General features: G+C 37.4%; 9 protein-coding genes and 1 rRNA gene. 2 read left to right on the top strand and 8 right to left on the bottom strand.

The annotated features are described in order from the left end of the window. The first annotated feature begins 53 nt into the window (after positions 1-53). Together rrf and N824_RS21220 are read left to right on the top strand one after the other, a co-directional pair. Positions 54-165, top strand: a 5S ribosomal RNA gene (gene rrf, locus N824_RS21225). Between the two features lie 231 nt (positions 166-396). Further along, positions 397-1,377 carry an acyl-ACP desaturase gene (locus tag N824_RS21220; protein WP_048907147.1) on the top strand — a complete coding sequence of 327 codons (981 nt, stop codon included), beginning with the start codon at positions 397-399 and terminating at the stop codon, positions 1,375-1,377. 70 nt (positions 1,378-1,447) lie between these two features. Here N824_RS21220 and N824_RS21215 read toward each other — a convergent pair whose 3' ends face one another. From N824_RS21215 to N824_RS21180, 8 genes are all read right to left on the bottom strand, one after another. After that, complete coding sequence (locus N824_RS21215; protein ID WP_048907146.1) at positions 1,448-4,810, bottom strand: methylmalonyl-CoA mutase family protein; 3,363 nt, start codon at positions 4,808-4,810, stop codon at positions 1,448-1,450. Between the two features lie 85 nt (positions 4,811-4,895). Next, entirely contained in the window at positions 4,896-6,557 is a 1,662-nt protein-coding gene (gene pafA / locus N824_RS21210) for an alkaline phosphatase PafA (protein ID WP_048907145.1), read from the bottom strand. A gap of 108 nt (positions 6,558-6,665) precedes the next feature. Further along, complete coding sequence (locus N824_RS21205) at positions 6,666-7,952, bottom strand: folylpolyglutamate synthase/dihydrofolate synthase family protein (RefSeq protein ID WP_048907144.1); 1,287 nt, start codon at positions 7,950-7,952, stop codon at positions 6,666-6,668. Positions 7,953-7,995: 43 nt separating this feature from the next. Continuing rightward, the gene (locus N824_RS21200; protein WP_048907143.1) at positions 7,996-8,811 is read right to left on the bottom strand and encodes a hypothetical protein; all 816 of its coding nucleotides are present in this window, start codon (positions 8,809-8,811) and stop codon (positions 7,996-7,998) included. Next, complete coding sequence (locus tag N824_RS21195; RefSeq protein WP_048907142.1) at positions 8,811-9,212, bottom strand: biopolymer transporter ExbD; 402 nt, start codon at positions 9,210-9,212, stop codon at positions 8,811-8,813. The genes N824_RS21200 and N824_RS21195 overlap by 1 nt, the downstream gene beginning before the upstream one ends. Continuing rightward, on the bottom strand, positions 9,212-9,922 hold the full coding sequence (locus N824_RS21190) for a MotA/TolQ/ExbB proton channel family protein (RefSeq protein ID WP_152542437.1): 711 nt from the start codon (positions 9,920-9,922) through the stop codon (positions 9,212-9,214). Before N824_RS21190 ends, N824_RS21195 begins: the two co-directional genes overlap by 1 nt. A 2-nt stretch (positions 9,923-9,924) precedes the next feature. Continuing rightward, positions 9,925-11,316: an SPOR domain-containing protein gene (locus N824_RS21185; RefSeq protein ID WP_152542436.1), complete on the bottom strand. Its 1,392-nt coding sequence runs from the start codon at positions 11,314-11,316 to the stop codon at positions 9,925-9,927. A gap of 54 nt (positions 11,317-11,370) precedes the next feature. Further along, positions 11,371-13,074 carry a TonB-dependent receptor gene (locus N824_RS21180; RefSeq protein ID WP_048907140.1) on the bottom strand — a complete coding sequence of 568 codons (1,704 nt, stop codon included), beginning with the start codon at positions 13,072-13,074 and terminating at the stop codon, positions 11,371-11,373. Positions 13,075-13,078: the final 4 nt, after the last annotated feature.

Below are 13,078 nucleotides of genomic sequence, written 5' to 3'. Positions count from 1 at the left end.
GTGGCGTGTGGACCTGAATAAACAGGGGACATACAAGATAACATTAAAAATATTTAGGTGCCTATATCGGTGGTGTCCACCTCTTCCCATTCCGAACAGAGAAGTTAAGCCCACCAGAGCCGATGGTACTGCGGTAACACGTGGGAGAGTAGGTCGGTGCCAAATCTTAAGCAAAACCCTGTAGATCATATCTGCAGGGTTTTTGTGTTTATACTCATTTCTGGAAAACCTTCTTGGTGAATGCTATGTTATTCTTATATTCATAAATACCTTGCATAATAATCAACCAGATAATGGGATAGGGCCCTTAGATTATTTCTTAATAAAGTATTGGTACAACCATCTTTATGCAATAATTTTGGTATATTTGATACAAATTTAAAATAATATAAACGAATGAATTTATTCGCGGAAAAGAGAAGGGAAGTAATGTTACATATAGAAGGCTATATGCTTGATATGATGGAAACATACCTGAAACCGATTGATACAAATTGGCAGCCATCTGATTTTTTGCCTGATTCTACTAGTGAAACTTTCTACCAGGATATAAAATTATTACGTGAGAATGCTAAGGATCTTTCTTATGATCTCGTAGCTGTTTTAATAGGTGATACTATTACGGAAGAAGCATTACCGACATACGAGTCGTGGCTTTGTATGGTGGACGGGATTACTAGAAATGAACAAGGTGGATGGATGAAATGGGTACGTCACTGGACTGCGGAGGAAAACAGGCATGGTGACTTATTAAATAAATATCTTTACTTGTCAGGACGCGTTGATATGCGCCAGATGGAAATATCAACTCAGTACTTAATTGCAGATGGGTTTGATATAGGAACCGGCCATGATCCATATAGAAACTTTATATATACTAGTTTTCAAGAGTTAGCTACAAATATTTCTCACAGGAGAGTAGCTTCTTTGGCTAAAAAGGATGGTGACACATTACTTTCTAAAATGTGTGGAGTAATTGCTTCTGATGAAGCCCGTCATGCAAAAGCGTATAAGGATTTTATGTCGAAAATATTTGAGGTTGATCCAAATGAGGCAATGGTCGCTTTTGAAGATATGATGAGAAAGAAGATCGTCATGCCTGCTCACTTTTTACGTGAAATGGGTATGAAAATTGGCCAAACATTCGGACATTTTACTGATGCTGCTCAACGTTTAGGAGTGTATACTGCGATTGATTACGTGGAGATAATGCAACAGTTAATTGAAGAGTGGAAGTTAGAAAGTATGCGTGATTTGAATGAAGCTGGAGAAAAAGCACGTGATTATATCATGGCTTTACCAAACAGGCTATTGCGTGTTGCTGAGAGAATGAACAATCCAACAATGGACTATAAATTTAGCTGGATTCACGCTTAATTAAAAAGCTGTATCTTTTAATAGAAAAAGGCCTGAGTTGAGAAACAAGGCCTTTTATAGTATTATCGTTTTACATATTTCGTCTATATTGCCCCCCAACTTCATAAAGTGCATTAGAGATTTGCCCTAAAGAACATATCTTACATACTTCCATAAGTTCACTGAATATATTTTCTCCGGCAATAGCAGTTTTTTGAAGCTTTTTTAATGCTGACGTTGATGAATCTGAATTTCTATCCTGAAAGGTCTTAAGTGCTGTAATTTGATATTGTTTTTCTTCTTCTGTTGCTCTAATTACCTCTCCGGGTATTATTGTTGGTGAGCCATTTTTATTTAGAAAAGTATTTACACCTACAATAGGATACTCACCGGTGTGTTTCAATGTCTCATAGTATAGGCTTTCTTCCTGTATTTTACCTCGTTGATACATGGTTTCCATCGCTCCTAGCACTCCTCCTCTGTCATTAATACGTTTAAATTCCAACAATACTGCCTCCTCCACCAGGTCAGTTAGATCTTCAATGATAAAGGCTCCTTGCAGTGGGTTTTCATTTTTAGCTAAGCCAAGTTCCCTGTTAATGATCAATTGAATAGCCATCGCCCTGCGCACAGATTCTTCGGTGGGAGTAGTTATAGCCTCGTCATAAGCATTTGTGTGAAGAGAATTACAGTTGTCGTAGATCGCATATAGTGCCTGTAAGGTGGTTCGTATATCATTAAAATCAATTTCCTGAGCATGTAATGAACGGCCTGAGGTTTGGATATGGTACTTTAGTTTTTGAGACCTATCATTTCCCTTGTATTTGTTTTTAATTGCTTTGGCCCATATACGTCTTGCTACACGGCCAATCACCGAGTATTCAGGATCGATACCATTAGAGAAGAAGAAAGATAGATTAGGCGCAAAATCATCAATGTTCATTCCTCTGCTCAGATAATATTCAACAAAAGTAAAACCATTGCTCAATGTAAAGGCAAGTTGAGATATTGGATTTGCACCTGCTTCAGCAATATGATATCCGGAGATTGATACTGAATAGAAGTTGCGTACTTTTTCGGTAATAAAATAGTTTTGAATGTCACCCATCATCCTTAGGGCAAATTCGGTTGAGAAAATACAGGTGTTTTGTGCCTGATCTTCCTTAAGAATATCTGCCTGGACAGTGCCACGAACTGTACTTATTGCATGGGCTTTAATTTTGGCGTATACATCTGCTGGCAATACCTGATCGCCGGTTACACCAAGAAGCATTAATCCCAGACCGTCGTTCCCCTCAGGTAAAGATCCATTGTAGGTTGGTCTCCGCTGTCCTTTTCCCTTATATATCGAAAGAATTTTGTTTTCTACTTCTTTTTGTAGTCCATTTTCAATTATGTATTTCTCGCATTGCTGATCTACTGCGGCATTCATGAAAAATCCTAACAACATAGGTGCTGGCCCATTTATTGTCATGGACACTGAAGTTGATGAAGCGCAAAGATCAAAACCGGAGTATAATTTTTTAGCATCATCAAGAGTTGCTATACTTACACCAGAGTTGCCTATTTTGCCATAAATGTCAGGGCGTATATGGGGATCTTCTCCGTAAAGAGTTACAGAATCAAAGGCCGTGGATAGGCGGTGTGCAGGCTGACCTAAAGATACATAATGGAATCTTTTATTTGTTCTTTCTGGGCCGCCCTCTCCTGCGAACATACGGGTTGGGTCTTCTCCTTCGCGTTTTAAGGGGAAAACACCGGCTGCATAAGGGAACTCACCAGGGACATTCTCTGTTAATAACCACTGAAGAATGTCGCCCCAATCCTTATATCGAGGGAGTGATACCTTTGGGATTTGCAATTTAGATAGTGATTCGTAAAAGAGTGGCTGTTTGATTTCTTTATCTCTTACCTTGTATACGAAGAACTCTTGCTGGTATTTGATTTTAGTCTCGGGCCATTGGCGCAGTAATTTCCTACATTCCCCATCCAGTTGTTCCTCTTGATGTTGATAAATCTCTTTTAGGGGATTTGTTAGGTTTTCCTCAGTTGAAAGATCGATAACACCTTGTAATTGATACATTTTTCTAGCAATTGCAGCTTGTTTATCTACCCATTCATTGTATGTCTGGCTAGATTCAGCGATCTCTGCTAGATATCGTATTCTGTCTGGGGGTATTATATAAATCTTTTCGGATTCTCCTCCAATAAGCTCCATTTGGGCTTTAAAATCGATCCCTGTCTTTTCCTTTATCTTTTGCATTAAGGCAGTAAAGAGATTGTTCATGCCTGGATCGTTGAACTGGGAGGCCATTGTGCCATAAACAGGAAGACTGTCATCATCTGCATTGAACAGATTGTGATTGCGTTTAAATTGTTTTCGGACATCGCGTAAAGCATCCAGGGCACCGCGCTTATCGAACTTATTGATGGCAACGAGGTCAGCAAAATCGAGCATATCAATCTTTTCCAACTGCGTCGCTGCACCGAATTCGGGAGTCATTACATATAAAGAAATGTCGCAATGTTCTGTTATTTCGGTATCTGATTGCCCAATACCGGAAGTCTCAACTATAATTAGATCATAACCTGCTGCTTTGCAGATATCAATGCTCTCCTGAACGTTTTTTGAAAGTGCTAAGTTGGCTTGTCTTGTAGCCAATGAGCGCATATATATTCTGGAATTATTTATTGCATTCATCCTGATTCTATCTCCAAGTAAGGCGCCGCCCGTTTTGCGCTTGGATGGATCAACTGAGATAATTGCGAGTGTTTTATCTTTTACTTCTGTTAGGAATCTTCTTACCAACTCGTCAACTAAGGATGACTTACCGGATCCTCCGGTTCCTGTAATGCCAAGAACCGGAGCATTGCTGTTGATAGTGAGTTTTTTTAACTTGTTTACAAAAGATTGAGCAGCATCTGGATCATTTTCTGCAACTGTTATGGCTGCAGCAATGCTTTTAATATCTTTTTTTGGTATGTTTTTTAATTCCCTATTTAAAGATTTTGTAGTGATGAAGTCAGTTTGTTCAAGCATATTATTAATCATGCCCTGTAACCCCATTTTACGGCCATCATCAGGAGAATAGATTCTTGTAATGCCATAAGCCTGTAACTCTGCAATTTCCGAAGGCAGGATCACACCACCACCACCACCAAATATTTTGATATGGGGTGCCCTACGTTCCTGAAGCAAATCATACATATATTTAAAGTATTCGATATGACCACCTTGATAGGAAGTCATCGCAATCCCTTGAACATCTTCTTGTATGGCACAGTTTACAACCTCCTCAACCGAGCGATTATGGCCTAAATGTATTACTTCTGCCCCAGAGGATTGAAGAATCCTTCGCATGATATTGATTGTAGCATCATGTCCGTCAAATAATGCTGCTGCAGTTACAAAACGGATTTTATGTTTGGGCTTATAGATTTCAATTTGTTCCATAGCTGGTTTAATAATTGGTAATCAAAGGTAACAAAAAGGCCACTCAAAAATATTCTTGAGTGGCCTTCTTGTACCTATAAAGATTTTATTGATGTGTTAGTTCTGTTATAGGTTCGCCTATGCAGCCACTAGGCATCTGAATATGGAGCATTGCAGCCAGAGTAGCTGCTATATCTGTCATATAATGAGTTTTATTTGTTTTTCCTGGTTTTACATTCCATCCCATAAATACACATGGAATGTGCGAGTCATATGGGAACCATGCGCCGTGAGTTGTCCCTGTTTTGCCACCTTCGAAGTAGTTTGATTTTAATATATAATAAATATCGCCACTTCTACGTGCATTATATCCATTGGTAATGGCTTTCTTTATTGGATCAGGTAAGGTAGAGCTGGCTAATTTAGTGAGATCTACTGCATCCATAACTCCATCTTGTTCCTTTATTGTTGCAATTGCTAATGCTTTTATTGCATCAAAGTCGGCATTGACATCCTTAATGGCCTGATGGTTGAAATAAAACTGGCTGTTAGTAGAAGTGATAATTGCCTTCTTTACTTTAAATTTTTCTTCAATGGTAGTATTTAAACTCTTTATAACAGGAGAGTCATTGAATAATCCCCCAGGTAGTTTATTCTCTGCCATAAAACCTGGCACATGAGCTGCTCCATGATCAGCAGATAAAAACACAAGATAATTTCCTTTGCCAATTTTAGTATCCAGATAATTAAAGAACTGTTCCAAATCTTTGTCTAACCTAAGGTAAGTGTCTTCTGCTTCTATTGAATTTGGTCCATATTGATGTCCAACATAGTCTGTTGCAGAACAGCTGACAGCAAGGAAATCAGTGGAACTTCCCTGACCAAGATGCTCTGAATTTATAGCGAGCTTAGCCAATTCTAAAGTCATTGTATTTCCATAAGGAGAACTTTTTATCATTTCATAATTCTTTCCTGCATACAATTTGAAAGGGTGAGGGAACGTAGGGGTTTGTTCTCCTCGAGATTTTCCTTCATACTCCTTGTTGTCGTCAGTGCTTTGATCATAAGTTTCAATTGGATATAATGTATTCCAGTTCTTCTCAAAATACTTATCTGCCATTTTCAACTTGTTATAATCTACTACCCATGATGGTAATTGAGTCATGTAGTGTGTACTGGTAATCCAATCGCCGGTTCCCCCATCAAACCAATAGGCTGCATTTGCAGAATGACCTGCTGGTAAAATCGATCCCCTGTCTTTTAGTGATATACCAATTACCTTACTTTTAAAGTTTGTTGCTAAACGAAGTTCATCAGTAATAGTTGTGGTAAGTAAGTTTTTAGGAGACATTAAACCAGCTCTGGTATCACTACCTACCGTTTTAACTGTGGTATCTTCGGCACAATAAACTCCGCGTTTTAATTGTGGATCATACCAATCGTTTCCGATGATTCCGTTAATAGACGGAACTGATCCGGTGTAGATACTCGAGTGCCCACATGCTGTATAGGTAGGAGTGTATGGAATAAAAGTGTTCTCAGCAGAGAAGCCTTCATTTACCATTCGCTTAAATCCACCATTTGAATATCTGTTATAGTAACGATACAGATAGTCCCATCTCATTTGATCAACAACTAATCCTACCACTAATTTTGGTCTGTTTAATGTAGTGGAAGATGTGTTCTTTGCAGGCACTGTTTTTTTTTGTGCTATTGATCCCTTCGAGAACAGGGCTAAAATGGTAAATAAAAGGATAATTCTTTTCATCATTATTTGTTGAATTTTTAGAGTTTATAAGGCAACAGAACAGTTTTGTTAGGATTTTATAAAGTTAATTACTTGACCATAGGTATCCTTTAATATAGTGTAAAAGTTTTATGGTATTTCGGCCACTACGAAAGTACTTCCACCTATATAAATAAGGTCATCAGCATTTGCATTTTTCTTAGCGGCATTTATAGCAAGTTCAACAGTTGGGAATACGAATCCTTTTAGTCCATGTTTTTTTGCTTCATTTGCAAGCTCTTGGACAGGCAGTGCCCTTTCAAGGTGGGGCTGGCAAAAATAATATGTGGCTTTTGCAGGAAGAAGATTTAATACACCACTTATGTCTTTATCCTTCACCATTCCAATTACAACATGAAGTTTGTTATGCGGTGTATCATAAATATTTTGCATTACTTCCGTTATACCTGCAATATTATGTCCGGTATCGCAAACAATTAAAGGGTTTTTACTTAATATTTGCCAACGCCCCATTAAACCGGTTAGACCTTTTACATCTTTTAACGCAGCATAAAGCGCATCATTATCAACCTTGAAATCTAATGTTCTTAAAGTCTCGACTGCTTGAATAACTGTTAAAATATTCTTTAATTGATACTTTCCAGTAAGATCAAGCAGGAGATTTTCAATCAATATATTTCCATTCTGTGAGATGGAAACATTTAAATACTCATCTTCTTTAACTGACTTGCTAATCTGTATTTGCTGGTCGGCAAAAAGAATCGGGCTTTGTGTGTCCTTTGCTTTTTGGATAAAAACCTGATCGGTTTCTGGATGGCTTTCCCCAATTACGACAGGAATACCTGGTTTTATAATTCCAGCTTTTTCTCCTGCAATTTCCTTTAATGTATTACCGAGGATGTTGGTGTGATCAAGACTAATATTGGTGATAACAGACAATTCTGGAGTTATAATGTTTGTTGAGTCTAGTCGGCCACCCAAACCTACTTCAATTATAGCAATATCAACATTCTGTTCAGAAAAATATGAAAATGCCATGGCTACGGTAACCTCAAAAAAAGAAGGACTAAGTTCTTCAATGATTTCTTGTTGTTGATCAACAAAATCTATTACGAAATCTTTAGAAACCATTTCGCCGTTAATTCTGATACGTTCTCTAAAATCCTTTAAATGAGGGGAGGTATACAATCCGGTTTTATAACCTGCTTGTTGAAAAATGGCGGCTAACATGTGGGAGGTTGAACCTTTCCCATTTGTGCCGCCAATATGTATCGTCTTAAAATTATTTTGTGGATTATCCAGCCTTTCGCACATAGCGATGGTATTGTGCAAATCCTTTTTAAAGGCAACAGCACCAACCCTGGTAAACATTGGTAGTTTGCGGTATAAATAATCTATGGTTTGTTCGTAATTCATTTCTGATGCTTTATAACATCACAAAAGTATCAAAGCTACCTGATTATTTAACTTTAAAGTTGAAAACAACTACACCAATTTGAATATCCGGGGCCGTTTCTGATGGTGCTAAACGAGCACCCATTAATGCTTCCTTGCATTTTTGCCATAACTCCCTATCATTTAGCGTAGTTCCTTTAACTCCAGGGGTAGCATCTATAACAAGACCGGCTTTGTTTATTTTTATGCGTACAGCGATTTTACCGGTTTTCTGACCATCATCCTGTGGAGTAACCAGGTTTGTAAACTTTCTTAATGCAATAGGAGTTTCACCAAAGCCGGATCCACCTTCTCCATAATTATTGGCTAACGGATCACCATTTTTACTTCCCTGATTTCCTGGTGTATCACCTGTTCCATCACCTGCACCAGTTCCTTTACTAGATTTTCCTTTGTATAGGGCATTTTGATTAACAACTGGTTTTGAAGGCTTGGTCTCTGTATTAGTTGCAGTGGGAGTAGCCTCTTTTTTAGTTGCTTTGCTCTTTACAACTACAGCATCCTCAGAGTTTTGGGTAACGATCTCTTTTTCGCTTGTTTGCGGAGTAGGAGTTTCTTTAGTTACTTCTTCTGGTGTTACTTTATCTGGTTTACGATTATTTGCATTCGGATCGGCAGATGGCTCTTCTATACTGGTGTAATCTGAACCCATACCTGTAGGAGAAGTTCCATAGTTAACAACCATACCCCCCATACCTGCTTCTTCAGGCTCAAAGCTTCCGATAACAATAAAGAAGCTTAAAGCAAGCAATGCAGCCATGATACCGGTAGATATTGCCAGTGCCTTGGGATAATTGTTTTCTTCTTTAGGATAAGTCATTATTTCTTAGGTTCTACAGCGAGTACAACTTTGAGTTTCAATTTGTTACCTACATCGTAGATAGACATCACATTTTCAATAGAAACCTTTCTTTCAGCGTAAACGACTATAGTTAAATCCGGTGATGCCTTTTGCATGGTTTCAACTACAGCCAGAATATTTTCAGGCTTGGTAGGCTGCTTATCGACAAAATAATTTAAATTATCATCTATAGATATAGTAACGGTTTTTTGGGAATTTGATTGTTGTCCTGCTTCTGAACGAGGTAATAATAGCTTCACTACCTGTGGATTAACTACAGCTGATGCCAATAGAAAAAACAAAAGCAGGAAGAACATGATGTCGTTCAAAGCAGAGGTATGTACCTCTACAGTTCCTTTATTTCTTTTGCGTAAATTCATTATTTTCCTGGCTCCTCTAATAGATCAATAAATTCGATAGCATCGGTTTCCATTCTTAAAATTATGCGCTCAACCATCATATTTAAAATATGATATAATACATAAGCAATAATACCTATAATCAGCCCTGTTGCCGAGGTAATCATTTTTGTATAAAGACCACCAGAAATTGTACCAATTTCGATAGCACCCTTAATGGAAACATCATGGAAGATAGTAATTACCCCAATAATTGTTCCTACGAAACCAAGCATAGGAGCAATACCCGCTATAATTCCTAGTATGCCTATGTTTTTCTCTAATTTCGATACTTCTAACTTTCCATTGTTTTCAATTGCAGCTTCAATATCTTTAATTGGGCGACCAATACGTTTCAATCCTTTCTCAAGCATTCTTGCCAATGGAGAGTTATTATTGCGACATAAAGTTATTGCATTTTCTAATCTTCCATCATGAATGTATTGCTTGATCTGAAGCATTAAATTGGATTCAGTTTTGGAAGCTTTTCTTATTGTCAGGTATCTTTCAACAAAAATCACTAATCCTAAAAATGCCAAAAAAGCTAAAGGAAGCATTACCCATCCGCCTTTAAATAAAAGGTCTATGAAATGAAGCTCTGGTGGGGCAGTTGTAATTGCTTGGTTTAAGTTATTAGCGGTATCAATAAGCTTGTTAGCGGTATCAGTTGCACCTTGTAATAAAACGATCATATTTATTGTGGTTTGTGTGTGTGTTTATTTTGATGTATATAAATTCCTGGATCTTTTAATTTTGTAACTAGTAGTTTGCGTCCTTCTCTTGCACTTTCCTCATCTTTAAATGTTGCAATGCTAATTTTCAATCTCCTTTTACCAGGAAGGGTTGGGATAACTTTTGCAGTTATACCTATTGCTTTCATTTGGGCGATAAATTTATCTGCTTCCTTTTGATTAATTACTGACGCACCAATAACCTCCCATGTAACTGGACCTTCAGGGCCACTAACAATAGCTCCGGAAACAGCGGAAGTTGGCGCTGGTTTAACGGGACTAACAGCCAAACTATCCTTTTTTATTGAATCTGCAGTTTGTATTGCTTTCTCATTGATTATTCTTATGCTATCTGCCTCGGCAATTGAATCAGTTCTGATTTTATCATTATTTTTAATCAGTTCAGAATTGTCATGAAGGTTATTATCAGATTTATTTAGAGCACCATTAAAAAGATCAGGCTTAATAAAATATGCTGCCAGTCCTATCGCTACTATTATTGCAAAGGCAATTATAATTTTTAGGTAGAACGGAAGCCCCTGGCTTTCTTCTTCGGTCTCTATTGGTTCAGCAATCTGCGGCTGTAGTGGACTTGGTGTATTAAAGAATGGAGCATTGGCAACTTTTGGAGCGATAGGTTCTTCAACAACGTTTGAATCATCGTCTTGTCCCTCCGGAGTTTCAATTGAAATTGAAGAGGTAGGTTTTTGGGCTATTTTAACTTCTGATATTTCGTCATAAACAGGTTGGTCATCACGTGCAGGTTTTTCTTCATGATGATGAACAATAACTTCTATCTCATCTGACCCGTCACTCAAATCGGCATTATTATCTTCAAGATTCAATTGCTCTTCTGTAATTATAGGCTCTTGTTCAAAAGAAAGTGATTGTTCAATAGCTGCTTCATCAACTATTTCAGCTTCCGCAATGTTTTCATTAATAATGGCAGTTGCTTCTTCTTTTAAAGGAGGGAAACCATAAAAGTCAAAGCCAAATTTTAGTTGATCTTTGGGGTTGAAAATTAAGTTTCCAGGTGTGCCAGATAGTATACCTATTTCTCCAAAATCAGCGTATTGCTTCTCGGAAAGTTGTTTTATAGTCTCATCGGCAAACTGGTCCATATAATAAGTAGCCGCTTCCGTCGATATGTTTCTTTTTTTACATATGTAGGTGATAAGAGATTGAGATTCTCTATTCTCTTCTACAAATGCCAAAGTATAACTTGGGGGCAGAAAAGAGTGTGTTTCAACATCGTACCTTCCTGGCGATTTCTTTTTATAAAAAGTACCCAGTCCAGAAATTCCAACTTCTTTACGAGTTTTTATAAGTTCAGTAAGGTATGATAAGATATCCATTCTGGTAAAAATAAATTTTAATTCCGTATCAACCAATTATTAATTAAAAACCTATTAGAATGAGTAGCTTATACCTCCGAAAACATTAAGCCCAATTACCTCATAATGCAAGTATCTGCTATATGATGAGTTTAACAGATTGTTAGCTCTTGCGAAGGCAGAAAACTTATTATTTATTTTATATGATACCCCGGCCCCTAAATCAACAAATCCTTTAACGGTAACTACGGTTTCATTGGCAGGATCAGGTGTATAATAAGGATTTGCAGGAGCTGCAGTATAAATTTTTGCTTTGCTATCATCCTGAAGTGCGACCGAAGCATTAAGGGTTACTTTTTTGTTGATCACATAAGATAGATCAGAACTTAAACGCATTTGAGGTTTAAACCAGCTTTGTGTTTCTGCAGCAGGTTTATAATCTTCAAAATTTAATTTACCGGTCCATTTTAAAGCATCACTTACCTGTACAGAAAGTTCTCCTTCGATTCCAATAAGCTTCATGGTTCCGAAATCATAGATCACATCAAATTTATTAAAACTTGAAAAGTTGTTTACGAACAATGGCATATCTTCAATGCTCTTGTGGTATACTCTTGCTTTATATCCAAACCCAGGGCCGCCTGTACCTTTGATACCACCACTGACACTTAGCTTTTCGATAGAATTTCTGATGGTAATATTGTTGTTCAGGAATGGGTTTTCATCACTAAACTGTTTTAAAGAATTACGGTTTACATCTCCTTTTACTTCTCCAAATATTTGCAGGTAATCAGGTATTAATGTAAAATCTGCTGTTACAGCAGGGAAAATTCTACTTGATGAGAATGCACCAAACTCCTGTACGAAATTAATTCCTGCAGTTATTTTTACACCGCTCGCTTGTAATCTGATATAAGGATTTAACTTTAAAAGATTGTTGCCAACACTTACTAGCTCATCTTTAGTGCTTCCGAACTCTGTAGATGCTGCAAGACCTAAGTTAAACTTACTGATTCTCTTATTTACATATCCATTTAAAACAACTGAGTTTTCTTTGGCATTAAATTTATCACTCCAGATGTAACCGTTAAGTTTCAATGCATAACTAAGGGCATCGGGGTCTTCTGTGTATTTATTTACAAGTTCTCCTTCTGCTTCAAAGAAATTAAGTGTTTGTTTTTCAGGATCGGGATTTAATGTTGGATTGGCCTTATCGATCCCATAGAAATATAATCCGTTTCTTTGAAAATTAACGCGACCACTTAAGGTAACAACATCACCAATGCTACGGCCAAAAACGCTAAGTTTTTGCTGACTGGACTGTTGTTTATTTAGCTTGCCTGACTGACTAAAATGTTGAAAATACCCACCAGCTTGCATAGCCTCGTCGCGGCCTAGGTTTATATACGCTTCGCCAAAAATAGTCTTCGCAGATCCAAAACCACCTTTAATATAGTTGTTTATTAGCTCTTCTTGTTTCTCCGCAACTACTTCCTGAGCTTGTAATTTATTGATGTCAGAATTTAGCTCTAATTTTCTGTCAGTAAGGCTATAGTTAAATTTAGCCTTGTATGTTTTTATATCGTTCAGATCAGGGCTTCTTCTCAGTTTTACCGCTTCTGCCAAAATAGGTTTGTAAGGTCTTACAACTTCAATTTCTTCGGTAACAGCTTTATCATCCGTCTTCTTTTCTGTAGTTTTTGTATCCTGAGCCTTCAATCCTAGGGATGCAGCTGTGATAAAGAAAAGGGTACTATATATTAATTTAGTTAATCTCATGTCG

The sequence above is a fragment of the Pedobacter sp. V48 genome, assembly GCF_000523515.1.
Taxonomy (GTDB): domain Bacteria; phylum Bacteroidota; class Bacteroidia; order Sphingobacteriales; family Sphingobacteriaceae; genus Pedobacter.
Note: the sequence above shows the minus strand (reverse complement) of the source record. Positions and strands in the feature narration are given on the sequence as shown.